Origin of the sequence: Serratia proteamaculans, from assembly GCF_008830365.1 — a bacterium.
Lineage (GTDB): Bacteria > Pseudomonadota > Gammaproteobacteria > Enterobacterales > Enterobacteriaceae > Serratia > Serratia proteamaculans.
The window spans coordinates 15318-29766 of sequence record NZ_WBKI01000006.1; the positions used below are offsets into that span (position 1 = coordinate 15318).

Annotated in this window: 26 protein-coding genes; all 26 read right to left on the minus strand. The window is 49.9% G+C overall.

What is annotated here, in order from left to right; translation table 11 throughout:
- A complete protein-coding gene (gene rplO / locus F8R23_RS18975; protein WP_012147214.1) occupies positions 1-435 on the minus strand; it encodes a 50S ribosomal protein L15 in 435 nt (144 codons plus the stop codon).
- Positions 436-438: 3 nt separating this feature from the next.
- Entirely contained in the window at positions 439-618 is a 180-nt protein-coding gene (gene rpmD, locus F8R23_RS18980; RefSeq protein ID WP_002213339.1) for a 50S ribosomal protein L30, read from the minus strand.
- Positions 619-620: 2 nt separating this feature from the next.
- Positions 621-1124 carry a 30S ribosomal protein S5 gene (gene rpsE / locus F8R23_RS18985; RefSeq protein ID WP_004951140.1) on the minus strand — a complete coding sequence of 168 codons (504 nt, stop codon included), beginning with the start codon at positions 1122-1124 and terminating at the stop codon, positions 621-623.
- Between the two features lie 14 nt (positions 1125-1138).
- A complete protein-coding gene (rplR, locus tag F8R23_RS18990) occupies positions 1139-1492 on the minus strand; it encodes a 50S ribosomal protein L18 (protein WP_037425856.1) in 354 nt (117 codons plus the stop codon).
- Positions 1493-1501: 9 nt separating this feature from the next.
- Positions 1502-2035: a 50S ribosomal protein L6 gene (gene rplF, locus F8R23_RS18995; protein ID WP_112349081.1), complete on the minus strand. Its 534-nt coding sequence runs from the start codon at positions 2033-2035 to the stop codon at positions 1502-1504.
- Between the two features lie 14 nt (positions 2036-2049).
- Positions 2050-2442 (minus strand): 30S ribosomal protein S8, encoded by a 393-nt coding sequence (gene rpsH, locus F8R23_RS19000; protein ID WP_004951149.1) that lies wholly within the window; start codon positions 2440-2442, stop codon positions 2050-2052.
- Between the two features lie 30 nt (positions 2443-2472).
- Positions 2473-2778: a 30S ribosomal protein S14 gene (gene rpsN / locus F8R23_RS19005; protein ID WP_012147218.1), complete on the minus strand. Its 306-nt coding sequence runs from the start codon at positions 2776-2778 to the stop codon at positions 2473-2475.
- Between the two features lie 13 nt (positions 2779-2791).
- Entirely contained in the window at positions 2792-3331 is a 540-nt protein-coding gene (gene rplE / locus F8R23_RS19010; RefSeq protein WP_004951155.1) for a 50S ribosomal protein L5, read from the minus strand.
- Positions 3332-3345: 14 nt separating this feature from the next.
- The gene (gene rplX / locus F8R23_RS19015; protein WP_004951158.1) at positions 3346-3660 is read right to left on the minus strand and encodes a 50S ribosomal protein L24; all 315 of its coding nucleotides are present in this window, start codon (positions 3658-3660) and stop codon (positions 3346-3348) included.
- Between the two features lie 10 nt (positions 3661-3670).
- A complete protein-coding gene (gene rplN, locus F8R23_RS19020; protein ID WP_151415899.1) occupies positions 3671-4042 on the minus strand; it encodes a 50S ribosomal protein L14 in 372 nt (123 codons plus the stop codon).
- 165 nt (positions 4043-4207) lie between these two features.
- A complete protein-coding gene (rpsQ, locus tag F8R23_RS19025; protein WP_012147219.1) occupies positions 4208-4462 on the minus strand; it encodes a 30S ribosomal protein S17 in 255 nt (84 codons plus the stop codon).
- Positions 4463-4654 carry a 50S ribosomal protein L29 gene (rpmC, locus tag F8R23_RS19030; RefSeq protein WP_004951169.1) on the minus strand — a complete coding sequence of 64 codons (192 nt, stop codon included), beginning with the start codon at positions 4652-4654 and terminating at the stop codon, positions 4463-4465.
- Positions 4654-5064 (minus strand): 50S ribosomal protein L16, encoded by a 411-nt coding sequence (gene rplP / locus F8R23_RS19035; protein ID WP_004951171.1) that lies wholly within the window; start codon positions 5062-5064, stop codon positions 4654-4656. The genes rpmC and rplP overlap by 1 nt, the downstream gene beginning before the upstream one ends.
- Positions 5065-5076: 12 nt before the next feature.
- Positions 5077-5775, minus strand: coding sequence for a 30S ribosomal protein S3 (gene rpsC, locus F8R23_RS19040; RefSeq protein ID WP_012147220.1), 699 nt, complete (start codon positions 5773-5775; stop codon positions 5077-5079).
- Between the two features lie 17 nt (positions 5776-5792).
- Positions 5793-6125, minus strand: a complete 333-nt coding sequence (gene rplV / locus F8R23_RS19045) for a 50S ribosomal protein L22 (RefSeq protein WP_004391423.1) — start codon at positions 6123-6125, stop codon at positions 5793-5795.
- 14 nt (positions 6126-6139) lie between these two features.
- The gene (gene rpsS / locus F8R23_RS19050; RefSeq protein ID WP_004929772.1) at positions 6140-6418 is read right to left on the minus strand and encodes a 30S ribosomal protein S19; all 279 of its coding nucleotides are present in this window, start codon (positions 6416-6418) and stop codon (positions 6140-6142) included.
- 14 nt (positions 6419-6432) lie between these two features.
- Positions 6433-7257 (minus strand): 50S ribosomal protein L2, encoded by an 825-nt coding sequence (gene rplB / locus F8R23_RS19055; RefSeq protein WP_099065724.1) that lies wholly within the window; start codon positions 7255-7257, stop codon positions 6433-6435.
- An 18-nt stretch (positions 7258-7275) separates the two neighbouring features.
- Positions 7276-7578, minus strand: a complete 303-nt coding sequence (gene rplW / locus F8R23_RS19060; RefSeq protein WP_012147222.1) for a 50S ribosomal protein L23 — start codon at positions 7576-7578, stop codon at positions 7276-7278.
- On the minus strand, positions 7575-8180 hold the full coding sequence (gene rplD / locus F8R23_RS19065) for a 50S ribosomal protein L4 (RefSeq protein ID WP_085119645.1): 606 nt from the start codon (positions 8178-8180) through the stop codon (positions 7575-7577). The genes rplW and rplD overlap by 4 nt, the downstream gene beginning before the upstream one ends.
- Before the next feature lie 10 nt (positions 8181-8190).
- On the minus strand, positions 8191-8820 hold the full coding sequence (gene rplC, locus F8R23_RS19070; protein WP_012147224.1) for a 50S ribosomal protein L3: 630 nt from the start codon (positions 8818-8820) through the stop codon (positions 8191-8193).
- A 32-nt stretch (positions 8821-8852) separates the two neighbouring features.
- A complete protein-coding gene (rpsJ, locus tag F8R23_RS19075) occupies positions 8853-9164 on the minus strand; it encodes a 30S ribosomal protein S10 (RefSeq protein ID WP_001181005.1) in 312 nt (103 codons plus the stop codon).
- 405 nt (positions 9165-9569) lie between these two features.
- Positions 9570-10034 (minus strand): bacterioferritin, encoded by a 465-nt coding sequence (bfr, locus tag F8R23_RS19080; RefSeq protein ID WP_099065725.1) that lies wholly within the window; start codon positions 10032-10034, stop codon positions 9570-9572.
- Positions 10035-10108: 74 nt separating this feature from the next.
- Entirely contained in the window at positions 10109-10303 is a 195-nt protein-coding gene (bfd, locus tag F8R23_RS19085) for a bacterioferritin-associated ferredoxin (protein ID WP_129937471.1), read from the minus strand.
- A 132-nt stretch (positions 10304-10435) separates the two neighbouring features.
- Positions 10436-11620, minus strand: a complete 1185-nt coding sequence (tuf, locus tag F8R23_RS19090) for an elongation factor Tu (protein ID WP_112349083.1) — start codon at positions 11618-11620, stop codon at positions 10436-10438.
- Positions 11621-11690: 70 nt separating this feature from the next.
- Complete coding sequence (gene fusA, locus F8R23_RS19095; protein ID WP_112349084.1) at positions 11691-13805, minus strand: elongation factor G; 2115 nt, start codon at positions 13803-13805, stop codon at positions 11691-11693.
- Between the two features lie 97 nt (positions 13806-13902).
- Positions 13903-14373 (minus strand): 30S ribosomal protein S7, encoded by a 471-nt coding sequence (gene rpsG, locus F8R23_RS19100; protein WP_012147229.1) that lies wholly within the window; start codon positions 14371-14373, stop codon positions 13903-13905.
- Positions 14374-14449: the final 76 nt, after the last annotated feature.

A 14449-nucleotide genomic window follows, 5' to 3' on the forward strand; every position in this document is an offset into this window, starting at 1 on the left:
TTATTCCTCAATTTTACCGCCAGCAGCTTCGATAGCAGCACGAGCGCCTTTGGTGACACGCAGACCACGCAGGGTAACCGGACGAGCGATTTCGCCAGAAAGCATAACTTTCGCGAATTCGATCTGGACACCAACAACGTTAGCGGCTTTCAGCGTGTTCAGGTCGATTACGTCGCCTTCAACAAGAGCCAGTTCAGACAGACGAACTTCTGCCGTGATCATAGCTTTGCGAGAGGTGAAGCCGAATTTCGGCAAACGACGATATAAAGGCATCTGACCACCTTCAAAACCACGACGTACGCCACCGCCAGAACGTGAGTTCTGACCTTTGTGACCACGACCAGCGGTTTTACCCAGGCCAGAACCAATACCACGACCTACACGCTTAGGCGCATGCTTGGCACCTTCAGCCGGAGACAGAGTATTTAAACGCATCTGTTACTCCTCAACCTTAACCATGTAGGAAACCAAGTTGACCATACCACGTACAGCAGGAGTATCCTCACGCTCTACAGTATGACCAATACGACGCAGACCTAAACCGATCAGGGTTGCCTTATGCTTTGGCAAACGGCCGATGCTGCTTTTTGTTTGAGTTACTTTAATAGTCTTTGCCATGGTTATTTCCCTAGAATTTCTTCGACGGACTTACCACGCTTAGCAGCGACCATTTCTGGGGATTTCATATCTTCCAAAGCAGCAATAGTTGCACGAACCACGTTAATCGGGTTAGTAGAACCATATGCTTTAGCTAATACGTTATGAACCCCTGCAACTTCCAGAACGGCGCGCATTGCACCACCGGCGATGATACCGGTACCTTCGGAAGCTGGTTGCATGAACACACGAGAACCCGTATGAGCACCTTTAACAGGGTGCTGCAGAGTACCGCTATTCAAAGCAACATTAATCATAGCGCGACGGGCTTTTTCCATCGCTTTCTGGATCGCTGCCGGAACTTCGCGTGCTTTGCCGTAGCCAAAACCAACGCGACCGTTACCATCACCAACTACTGTCAGTGCGGTAAAGCTGAAAATACGGCCACCTTTTACGGTTTTAGATACGCGGTTTACCGCGATCAGCTTTTCCTGCAGTTCGCCAGCTTGTTTTTCGATGTGAGCCATCTTAAACCTCTTCCTTAGAACTGAAGGCCAGCTTCACGGGCAGCATCTGCCAGTGCCTGGACTCGACCATGATATTGGAAACCGGAACGGTCAAAGGAGACTTTAGAGATCCCTTTTTCCAACGCGCGCTCAGCCAGAGCTTTACCTACGGCTGCTGCTGCGTCTTTGTTACCGGAATACTTCAATTGCTCTGTGATAGCTTTTTCTACAGTAGAAGCGGCTACCAGTACTTCAGAACCATTTGGAGCAATTACCTGTGCGTAAATGTGACGCGGGGTACGATGTACCACCAGGCGGGTTGCACCCAGTTCTTTGATCTTACGGCGTGCGCGGGTCGCACGACGGATACGAGCAGATTTCTTATCCATAGTGTTACCTTACTTCTTCTTAGCCTCTTTGGTACGCACGACTTCGTCGGCGTAACGGACACCCTTGCCTTTGTAAGGCTCAGGACGGCGGTAGGCACGCAGATCTGCAGCAACCTGGCCAATAACTTGTTTATCAGCGCCTTTCAGCACGATTTCAGTTTGGCTTGGGCATTCAGCAGTAATACCTGCTGGCAGCTGGTGATCGACCGGGTGAGAGAAGCCTAAAGCTAAATTCACCACGTTGCCTTTAACAGCAGCACGATAACCAACACCTACCAGTTGAAGCTTCTTGGTGAAGCCTTCGGTAACACCAACGACCATTGCGTTCAGCAGAGCGCGCGTGGTACCCGCTTGGGCCCATGCGTTTGCAAAACCTTCGCGCGGGGCGAAAGTCAGTGCATTAGCTTCTTGCTTCACTTCAACGGCGCTGTGGACAGTACGAGTCAGCTCGCCGTTCTTACCCTTTATCGAAATAACCTGACCGTTGAGTTTTACCTCTACGCCGGCAGGAATGACGACGGGTGCTTTTGCAACACGAGACATTCTTTCCTCCCGAATTAAGCTACGTAGCAGATAATCTCGCCACCAAGACCTGCTTGGCGAGCTGCACGATCGGTCATAACACCTTTAGAGGTAGAAATAACAGCAATACCCAAACCAGCCATAACTTTTGGCAGCGCATCTTTTTTCTTGTAGATACGCAGACCTGGACGGCTGATTCGCTGAATGCTTTCTACCACTGCCTTGCCCTGGAAGTACTTCAGTACCAGTTCCAGAACAGGCTTGGTGTCGCCTTCGATTTTGAAATCTTCAATAAAACCTTCTTCCTTCAGCAGGTTGGCAATTGCCACTTTCAGCTTGGAGGAAGGCATGGTGACCGCAACTTTGTTCGCGGCTTGACCGTTACGGATACGGGTCAGCATATCCGCGATCGGATCTTGCATGCTCATCTGTCTTTACTCCCGTGATTCAATTGGTAATTACCAGCTAGCCTTTTTCAAGCCTGGTACTTCACCGCGCATAGCGGCTTCACGTAACTTGATACGGCTCAACCCGAATTTGCCCACATAACCATGTGGACGGCCAGTTTGGCGGCAGCGTTTACGCTGACGAGACGGGCTGGAATCACGCGGCAGAGTTTGCAGCTTGAGAACAGCATCCCAACGATCTTCGTCGGAAGAGTTCACACCAGAAATGATAGCTTTCAGTTCCTCGCGTTTAGCGCGGTACTTTTCAGCCAGTTTCACGCGAACGACTTCGCGTGCTTTCATTGATTGCTTAGCCATCAGTAACCCTGCCTTACTTACGGAACGGGAAGTTAAAAGCAGCCAACAGCGCGCGGCCTTCATCATCAGATTTCGCAGTAGTGGTAATGGTAATATCCAAACCACGAACGCGGTCGACTTTGTCATAGTCGATTTCTGGGAAGATGATTTGCTCACGCACACCCATGCTGTAGTTACCACGGCCATCGAATGACTTAGCGGACAAGCCACGGAAGTCACGGATACGTGGAACAGCAATGGAAATCAGTCGCTCAAAGAACTCCCACATGCGTTCACCACGCAGAGTTACTTTACAGCCGATCGGATAGCCCTGGCGGATTTTGAAGCCTGCAACAGATTTGCGTGCTTTGGTGATGAACGGCTTTTGACCGGAGATTGCTGCCAGATCCGCTGCTGCATTATCCAGCAGTTTCTTGTCAGCGATCGCTTCACCAACACCCATATTCAGGGTGATCTTCTCGACCCGAGGGACTTGCATGACAGAGTTGTAATCAAACTGAGACATCAGTTGTTTGACTACCTCGTCTTTGTAGTAATCATGCAGTTTCGCCATCGTATTACTCCAAATTACTTGATAGTTTCGCTGTTAGATTTGAAGAAACGGACTTTTTTCCCGTCTTCGAATCTAAAGCCTACACGGTCAGCCTTACCGGTAGCCGCGTTGAAGAGAGCAATGTTAGAAACCTGAATTGCAGCTTCTTTTTCAACAATGCCACCTGGTTGGTTCAGGGCCGGGACCGGCTTCTGATGTTTCTTAACCAGGTTAATACCTTCAACAATGACCTTACCAGCAGACAGGACATTTTTTACTTTACCGCGTTTACCTTTGTCTTTCCCGGTAAGCACGATAATTTCGTCATCACGACGGATTTTCGCTGCCATGTTTCGCTCCTTAGAGTACTTCTGGTGCCAGAGAGATAATTTTCATGAACTTCTCATTACGCAGTTCACGAGTTACCGGCCCAAAAATACGCGTACCGATAGGTTGCTCGCTGTTATTGTTTAAAATAACGCATGCATTACCATCGAAGCGAATGACAGAACCGTCCGGGCGACGTACACCCTTCTTGGTGCGCACCACTACCGCCTTCAGCACATCGCCTTTCTTCACCTTACCGCGAGGAATTGCTTCCTTGATGGTAATTTTGATGACATCGCCAATGCCTGCGTAGCGACGGTGCGAGCCACCTAGAACCTTGATACACATTACGCGACATGCACCGGAGTTGTCGGCCACGGTCAGCATAGTCTGTTCTTGGATCATGTTAGTGCTCCGCTAATGTCAACTACAACTTTAGGACCTATTACTAGATCGTTGAAAAGCCCCATAACCGAGGGCGCAGCATTATAACACCGCTTCCAAAGTATGGGTAGAAAAAATAAACGGCTCATTTTCTGAGCCGTTTATAAGTTAGAGCCAGCTACTCTATTACAGAATCGCTTTCTCTACAACGCGAACCAACGTCCAAGACTTAGTCTTAGACAGTGGACGGCATTCGCGGATTTCTACCACGTCACCGATACCACATTCGTTGTTCTCGTCATGTACGTGCAGCTTGGTCGTACGCTTGATGAATTTCCCGTAGATCGGGTGCTTCACCGTGCGCTCGATAGCAACAACCATGGATTTCTCCATTTTGTCACTAATAACACGACCCTGCAGAGTACGGTTAATATCAGTCATTTACACACCCGCCTTTTCAGTCAGTAAAGTCTTAACGCGTGCGACATTACGACGCACTTGTTTCAACAGGTGAGTTTGTTGCAGCTGGCCACTTGCCGCCTGCATGCGCAAGTTAAATTGCTCACGCAGCAGGTTGAGCAGCTCAGTGTTCAGCTCTTCAACGCTTTTTTCACGCAGCTCTTGTGCTTTCATTACATCACCGTCTTAGTTACAAAGGTGGTTTTGATCGGCAATTTAGCTGCAGCCAGCTTGAATGCCTCACGGGCGACCTCTTCTGGTACACCGTCCATTTCGTACAGGACTTTCCCAGGTTGGATCAGGGCAACCCAATACTCCACGTTACCCTTACCTTTACCCATACGCACTTCGAGCGGCTTCTCGGTAATTGGTTTGTCCGGGAATACACGGATCCAAATTTTACCTTGACGCTTAACTGCACGAGTCATTGCACGACGAGCTGCTTCGATTTGACGAGCAGTCAGACGGCCACGGCCAACAGCTTTCAGACCGAAAGTGCCGAAGCTAACATCCGTACCCTGCGCCAGACCACGGTTGCGGCCTTTGTGCATCTTACGGAATTTTGTACGCTTTGGTTGTAACATCAGCGACTCTCCTTACTTGCGGCCTTTACGCTGCTGCTTTTTAGGTTGAGCAGCCGGTTCCGGTTGTTCAACTGCAGCCATACCACCCAGGATCTCACCTTTGAAGATCCATACCTTAACGCCGATTACACCATAAGTGGTGTGCGCTTCAGATGTGTTGTAATCGATATCCGCACGCAGTGTATGCAACGGAACACGACCTTCACGGTACCATTCGGTACGCGCGATTTCAGCACCGCCAAGGCGGCCGCTTACTTCAACTTTGATACCTTTAGCGCCAAGACGCATTGCGTTCTGTACAGCACGCTTCATAGCACGACGGAACATAACGCGACGTTCCAACTGTGAAGTGATGCTGTCAGCAACCAATTTAGCGTCAAGTTCCGGTTTACGGACTTCGGCGATGTTAATTTGCGCAGGAACGCCAGCGATGTTCGCTACGACCTTACGCAGTTTTTCGACATCTTCACCTTTCTTGCCGATAACGATGCCTGGACGAGCAGTGTGAATAGTCACACGGATGCTCTTCGCAGGACGCTCGATAACGATGCGAGAAACGGAAGCTTTCGCCAGTTCCTTAATCAGGAATTGACGAACTTTAAAGTCGCTGTCCAGGTTGTCAGCGAATTCTTTGGTATTCGCATACCAAGTAGAGTTCCAAGGTTTGACAATACCCAGGCGAATACCATTAGGATGTACTTTCTGACCCATTGCTAGTCTCCAGAGTCTCAGCGATCGGACACAACCACAGTAATGTGGCTGGTGCGCTTCAGGATGCGATCTGCACGACCTTTTGCACGCGGCATAATGCGCTTCATGCTTGGGCCTTCGTCTACGAAGATTTTCGTGACTTTCAGATCATCGATGTCAGCGCCATCGTTGTGTTCTGCGTTAGCAATGGCAGACTCCAGCACTTTCTTAACCAGACCAGCAGCTTTCTTGTTGGTGTAGGCCAGAGTTTCCAGAGCTTGCGACACTTTCTTACCGCGGATCAGGTCTGCAACAAGGCGGACCTTCTGTGCAGAAGAACGAGCGTGGCGATGTTTAGCGATAGTTTCCATCTCTTCCTCCTACCTTAGCGCTTTTTAGCTTTTTTATCAGCCGCATGGCCGCGATAAGTGCGAGTCGGCGCGAATTCACCCAGTTTGTGACCGACCATTTCATCGGAAACGAACACTGGTACGTGCTGACGACCATTATGGACAGCGATGGTCAAACCGATCATGTTAGGAAAGATCGTTGAACGACGGGACCAAGTGCGCAAAGGCTTCTTGTCACCGCTTTCCACCGCTTTCTCTACCTTCTTCAGCAAGTGCAGGTCAATAAAAGGACCTTTCTTGAGAGAACGTGGCATGGCTTATCCTCTAATTATTTTTTGCTACGGCGACGTACGATGAACTTATCAGTACGCTTGTTGCTACGGGTTTTCTTACCTTTGGTCTGAACGCCCCATGGTGTTACTGGGTGTTTACCAAAGTTTTTACCCTCACCACCACCGTGCGGGTGATCGACCGGGTTCATCGCCGTACCGCGAACGGTAGGACGAACACCACGCCAACGTGCAGCACCTGCTTTACCCAGAACGCGAAGCATATGTTCAGCGTTACCGACTTCACCTAAGGTGGCGCGGCAATCAACTGGAACTTTACGCATTTCGCCTGAGCGCAGACGCAGAGTTACGTAGGAACCATCACGTGCAACGATCTGAACGTAGGCACCAGCAGAGCGAGCGATTTGACCGCCTTTACCTGGTTTCATTTCTACGTTATGAACCGTTGAACCCACTGGGATGTTGCGCATTGGCAGGGCGTTACCTACCTTGATTGCAGCATCAACGCCAGATTGGATCTGGTCACCAGCTTTCAGACCTTTCGGCGCCAGGATATAACGGCGTTCGCCGTCTTTGTACAGAACCAGCGCGATGTTCGCGGAACGGTTCGGATCGTATTCCAGACGCTCAACCACTGCAGCCACACCGTCTTTGTTGCGTTTGAAGTCAACCAGACGATAATGTTGCTTGTGGCCACCACCGATATGACGGGTGGTGATACGGCCATTGTTGTTACGGCCACCGCTTTTGCTCAGTTTCTCAAGCAACGGGGCATGAGGTTTACCCTTGTGCAGCTCAGGGTTAACCACTTTAACAACGTGGCGACGACCCGGAGATGTAGGTTTACATTTAACAATTGCCATTGTTCTTACTCCTCCGACTTACTCTGCGCCGCCGATGAAGTCCAGATTCTGGCCTTCTTTCAGGGTGACGTAAGCTTTTTTCCAGTCGCTACGACGACCAACACGCTGACCGTGACGCTTCACTTTCCCTTTAACTACCAGGGTGTTAACGTCTTCGACTTCGACTTCAAACAGTTTCTGCACTGCAGCTTTAATTTCTGCTTTGGTCGCGTCTTTGGCAACTTTGAGTACGATGGTGTTAGTTTTTTCCATCGCAGCGGATGCTTTTTCAGATACGTGCGGTGCACGCAGCACTTTCAGCAGACGTTCTTCACGGATCATGCCAGCATCTCCTCAACTTGCTTCACAGCATCAGCAGTCATAACCACTTTGTCGAAGGCGATCAGGCTAACCGGGTCGATACCTGCTACATCGCGCACGTCAACCTTGTACAGGTTGCGAGCAGCCAGGAACAGATTCTCATCCAGTTCACCGGTCACGATCAGCACATCTTCCAGAGCCATATCTTTCAGTTTCTGTGCCAGCAGCTTAGTTTTAGGCGCTTCTACAGAGAACTTCTCGACAATGATCAGACGATCTTGACGTACCAGTTCGGACAGGATGCTTTTCAGCGCGCCGCGGTACATCTTTTTGTTTACTTTCTGACTGTGGTCCTGTGGCTTTGCAGCGAAGGTCACACCACCTGAACGCCAGATCGGGCTCTTTACAGAACCTGCTCGCGCACGGCCGGTACCTTTCTGGCGCCACGGTTTTTTACCGGAACCAGTCACTTCAGCGCGGGTCTTCTGAGCACGAGTACCTTGACGGGCACCTGCTGCATAAGCAACAACAACCTGGTGTACCAGCGCTTCGTTGAAGTCACGACCGAAGGTAGTTTCGGAAACAGTCAGCGCGCTTTGCGCGTCTTTCAATACTAATTCCATTGCTATCCCCTTACGCCTTCACAGCTGGTTTAACGATCAGGTTGCCACCGGTTGCGCCCGGTACAGCACCCTTAACCAGCAGCAGGTTGCGCTCAGCGTCAACACGTACTACGTCCAGGCTTTGAACGGTTACACGCTCGTCACCCAGGTGGCCAGCCATTTTCTTGCCTTTGAACACTTTGCCCGGAGTCTGGTTCTGACCGATAGAACCCGGAACGCGGTGAGACAAGGAGTTACCGTGGGTAGCGTCTTGGGTACGGAAGTTCCAGCGCTTTACAGTGCCAGCAAAACCTTTACCTTTAGAAGTACCGGTAACATCGACTTTTTTAACTTCAGCGAAGATTTCTACGCTGATGTTTTGACCTGCAGTAAATTCTTCACCTTCAGCAGTGCGGAATTCCCACAGACCACGGCCAGCTTCAACGCCAGCTTTAGCGAAATGGCCCGCTTCCGGTTTGGTCACGCGGTTAGCTTTTTTGCTACCGGTAGTAACCTGAACGGCACGGTACCCGTCGTTAGCCAGGTCTTTGACCTGAGTCACGCGGTTCGCTTCAATTTCAATCACGGTTACTGGGATAGAAACGCCATCTTCAGTGAAGATACGAGTCATGCCCAATTTCTTACCGACTAAACCAATCATTGTTTCAACCTCTCAATCGCTCAATGACCTGATTAACCCAGGCTGATCTGCACGTCTACACCAGCAGCCAGATCCAGACGCATCAGAGCATCAACGGTTTTCTCGGTTGGCTCAACGATGTCAACCAGACGCTTGTGAGTGCGAATTTCGTACTGATCGCGCGCGTCTTTGTTAACGTGCGGAGAGATCAGAACGGTAAAGCGCTCTTTGCGAGTTGGCAGCGGGATCGGACCACGGACTTGCGCACCAGTGCGCTTAGCAGTCTCGACGATTTCCGCGGTTGATTGATCGATAAGACGATGATCAAACGCTTTCAGGCGGATACGGATTCTTTGGTTCTGCATGAGACCAGAGCTCCAATTATTTATAAACGTAAATAATTACTCCTCACACCCATTTCGATTGATGGGGGAGTGTAATCGTCAACATATAACCCCCATATCGGGAGTATTGTTCGAAAGGCAAAACAAACTTGCCAATCGACTGATTCGCTAAAATCAGGCTTACCAAGATTAGGTAAGCCCGCGCATTATACGCAAAACAGAGCGAGAAGCAAGGCACAGATGGAAATATGCTCAGGATATCGACATTTTTTGCAGCTTTATTTCTTGGACGGCACATCGGTAAGTGATAAACAGGGGCATGCGAGGAATTTCGATACAGCGTTGTGCCTGCTCCCCCGCCCTGCCAGAGAGAAAGCCTGCCGGCTGGGGAGCGTATTTGTTAAATGAAAAACTGGTGCTGCTCTGCTAGAGCTGGGCCTGTGCGTAGTTCTGAATCCCCAGGCGATCTATCAAATCCAGTTCGGTTTCCAACCAGTCGATATGCTCTTCTTCATCGGCCAGGATCTCTATCATCAAATCACGGCTGACATAGTCATGGATGGAATCAGCGTAAGCGATGCCTTCGCGAAGACTCTTGGCGCCATCCAACTCCAGGGCCAGATCGGAACGCAGCATTTCTTCAATATCCTCGCCAATATTCAACTTGCCGAGGTCCTGCAAATTCGGGATACCTTCCAAAAACAAAATACGCTCGATGTAACGATCGGCATGCTTCATTTCATCGATCGACTCGTGGTATTCCTTGTCATTGAGGCGAGTTAAACCCCAGTTTTTGAACATTCGGGCGTGCAGGAAATATTGATTGATGGCAACCAGCTCGTTACCGAGCAGCTTGTTGAGGTGAGCAATGATCTTTTTATCGCCTTTCATAGGTAATTCCTCCTGGCCAGTTCTAAAAGTGTAGAAGCTGTAAGCCAAGAGTCAAAAAATAACCTTACCTTTAGTTAGGCAACTTCGTGCATATGAATAATGGTTCCGCTTTCCTCCACCATAATCTGTCTGGCCTGACGAATGCACTTTCCGCAATCGGTACCAATAGGGACCAGTTCACGCAGTTGTTTCATGGTATGCGGATTATGCTGACGCACGGCCCTACGGATCGCTTTGTCAGTCACGGCATTACACAGACATACATACATAGAGAGACTCACTTCTTAACCAATGCTGTAAGTCTAAATAGGAATGCTTTTTATTTCAATTAAGATTTGAGCGAATTGCATAAAAAAAGGGCACCGAAGTGCCCTCTTTTTGTGTCGAAAAATTATTCGCGATTAAGCGATAACTTTAGCAACAACACCAGCGCCAACAGTACGGCCGCCTTCACGGATTGCGAAACGCAAGCCTTGATCCATCGCGATTGGGTGGATCAGAGTAACAACCATGTTCACGTTGTCACCAGGCATTACCATCTCAACGCCTTCTGGCAGTTCGATGGTACCGGTCACGTCAGTTGTACGGAAGTAGAACTGTGGACGGTAGCCTTTGAAGAATGGAGTATGACGACCACCTTCTTCTTTGCTCAAGATGTACACTTCTGAATCGAACTGAGTGTGCGGCTTGATAGAACCTGGTTTAGCCAGTACCTGACCACGTTCGATGTCTTCACGCTTGATACCACGCAGCAGAACACCAACGTTCTCACCAGCACGGCCTTCGTCCAGCAGTTTGCGGAACATTTCAACGCCGGTACAGGTAGACTTAACGGTGTCTTTGATACCAACGATTTCAACTTCTTCGCCAACTTTAACGATACCGCGCTCAACACGACCGGTAACAACGGTACCACGACCGGAGATGGAGAAGACGTCTTCGATTGGCAGCAGGAACGGCAGGTCGATAGCACGTTCTGGTTCTGGGATGTAAGAGTCCAGGTAGCCAGCCAGTTCGATGATTTTAGCTTCCCACTCAGCTTCGCCTTCCAGTGCTTTCAGCGCTGAACCACGAACAACCGGCAGGTCATCACCAGGGAAGTCGTAAGCAGACAGAAGTTCACGAACTTCCATTTCTACCAGTTCCAGCAGCTCTTCATCATCAACCATGTCGCATTTGTTCATGAATACGATGATGAAAGGAACGCCAACCTGACGACCCAGCAGGATGTGCTCACGGGTCTGTGGCATAGGGCCATCAGTCGCAGCAACAACCAGGATAGCGCCGTCCATCTGAGCAGCACCGGTGATCATGTTTTTAACGTAGTCGGCGTGCCCTGGGCAGTCAACGTGCGCGTAGTGACGAGTCGGGGTGTCATACTCAACGTGAGAAGTGTTGATGGTGATACCACGAGCTTTTTCTTCTGGCGCGTTATCGATCTGGTCGAAAGCACGTGCAGAACCGCCGTAGGTTTTAGCCAGAACGGTGGTGATTGCTGCAGTCAGGGTAGTTTTACCGTGGTCAACGTGGCCGATAGTACCAACGTTAACGTGCGGTTTGGAACGTTCAAATTTTTCTTTAGACACGGCTATATTCCTTACTCTTATGCTCTCCCCTCATGGAGAGAGCACTGATCAATGTGTTAAACCCGAAAGCTTATTTACCACGGGCTTCAATAACGGCCTGAGCGACGTTGTTCGGCGCATCATCGTACTTCAGGAACTCCATGGAGTAAGAAGCACGGCCTTTGGTCAGAGAACGCAGTTGAGTTGCGTAGCCGAACATCTCGGACAACGGAACTTCAGCGTGAATCTGAACGCCAGTAGCGTTGGATTCCTGACCTTTCAGTTGACCACGACGACGGCTAAGGTCACCGATGACGTCACCAGTGTTCTCTTCCGGCGTTTCAACTTCAACCTTCATGATTGGCTCAAGCAAAACAGGTTTCGCTTTCTTAAAGCCATCTTTAAAGGCGATAGAAGCGGCCAGTTTAAACGCCAATTCGGAGGAGTCAACATCATGGTAAGAACCGAAATGCAGACGCACACCGAGATCAACAACCGGGTAACCCGCCAGCGGACCAGACTTCAGCTGCTCCTGGAGGCCTTTATCAATGGCAGAGATGTATTCCGTTGGGATCACACCACCTTTAATGTCATTGACGAACTCGTAGCCTTTCGGATTAACGCCCGGCTCCAGTGGGTACATGTCGATCACAACGTGACCATACTGACCACGACCACCAGACTGCTTGGCGTGTTTACCTTCGATATCGGTAACTTTCGAACGAATCGCTTCACGGTAAGCAACCTGAGGTTTGCCCACGTTAGCTTCAACGTTGAATTCACGACGCATACGGTCAACCAGGATGTCCAGGTGAAGTTCACCCATACCTGCGATGATAGTCTGACCTGATTCTTCGTCAGTCCATACGCGGAATGATGGATCTTCCTTCGCCAGACGGCCCAGAGCCAGACCCATTTTTTCCTGGTCAGCTTTGGTTTTTGGTTCAACGGCTACGGAGATTACCGGCTCAGGGAACTCCATGCGCTCCAGAATGATCACGTTGTTCGGATCACACAGAGTGTCACCGGTAGTCACGTCTTTCAGACCGATAGCAGCAGCAATGTCGCCTGCGCGAACTTCTTTGATCTCTTCACGCTTGTTAGCATGCATCTGAACGATACGGCCCAGACGTTCACGCTGAGATTTCACTGGGTTAAATACAGTGTCACCTGAGTTGACAAGACCGGAGTAAACGCGGAAGAACGTCAGGTTACCCACGAATGGGTCAGTAGCGATTTTGAACGCCAGAGCAGAGAACGGCTCAGAGTCGTCAGAATGGCGAACTGCTGGAGTGTCTTTACCGTCATCCAAGATGCCGTTGATAGCTGCAACGTCAGTTGGTGCTGGCAGATACTCAACAACAGCATCCAGCATTGCCTGTACGCCTTTGTTTTTAAACGCAGAACCACAGGTAACCAGGATGATTTCGTTGTTCAGAACGCGCTTACGCAGAGAAGTTTTGATCTCTTCTTCAGTCAGCTCTTCGCCACCAAAGAATTTCTCCATCAGCTCATCAGAGCCTTCAGCAGCGGCCTCAACCAGTTTCTGACGCCATTCTTCAGCCAGTTCTTGCATATCAGCCGGGATCTCTTCGTATTCGAAGGTCACGCCCTGATCGGCTTCGTTCCAGTTGATGGCTTTCATTTTCACCAGGTCAACAACACCGGTGAATTTCTCTTCCGCGCCGATAGCCAGCTGCAGAGGGACCGGAGTTGCACCCAGACGTTGTTCAATCTGACCAACAACTTTCAGGAAGTTAGCACCCATGCGGTCCATTTTGTTAACGAACGCAATGCGTGGAACTTTGTATTTGTTAGCCTGACGCCATACGGTTTCAGACTGTGGCTGAACGCCACCAACAGCACAGTAAACCATTACCGCGCCATCAAGAACACGCATGGAACGTTCTACTTCGATAGTGAAGTCAACGTGTCCTGGGGTGTCGATGATGTTAATGTGGTGTGCTTCGAACTGCTTAGCCATACCAGACCAGAAACAGGTAGTCGCAGCGGACGTGATGGTAATACCACGTTCCTGCTCCTGCTCCATCCAGTCCATGGTAGCTGCGCCGTCGTGCACTTCACCGATTTTGTGGTTTACACCGGTGTAGAACAAAACACGTTCGGTAGTGGTCGTTTTACCGGCGTCGATGTGAGCGCTGATACCGATGTTACGATAGCGCTCAATGGGTGTTTTACGAGCCATTTGATTCCTCTATTGCCTTAGGCGTTCAAGTTCGGTTAACCCAAGCGGGTTGGCTTCTTGAAGCGCCCGCTTGGTTAGCATAACTACTGCGTGGCAATTACCAGCGGTAGTGGGCGAACGCCTTGTTGGCTTCTGCCATACGGTGAACGTCTTCACGTTTCTTAACAGCAGAACCTTTGTTCTCAACTGCATCAGAAAGTTCGTTCGCCAAGCGCAGAGCCATGGATTTATCACCGCGTTTACGAGCAGCATCAACGATCCAACGCATTGCCAAAGCATTACGACGGACCGGGCGGACTTCAACTGGTACCTGATAAGTAGAACCACCAACGCGGCGCGACTTAACTTCTACAGTCGGGCGAACGTTGTCGAGAGCTACTTCGAAAGCTTCCAGGTGATCTTTACCAGAACGCTGAGCCAGGGTCTCCAGCGCGGTATAGACGATTGCTTCTGCAGTAGATTTTTTACCGTCTACCATCAGGATGTTTACAAATTTGGCCAACAGTTCGGATCCGAACTTAGGATCTGGAAGGATTTTACGTTGGCCGATCACGCGACGACGTGGCATGGAAATACTCCGTTGTTAATTCAGGATTGTCCAAAACTCTACGAGTTTATTTTGACATTAAAGTGAAAATGTTTGG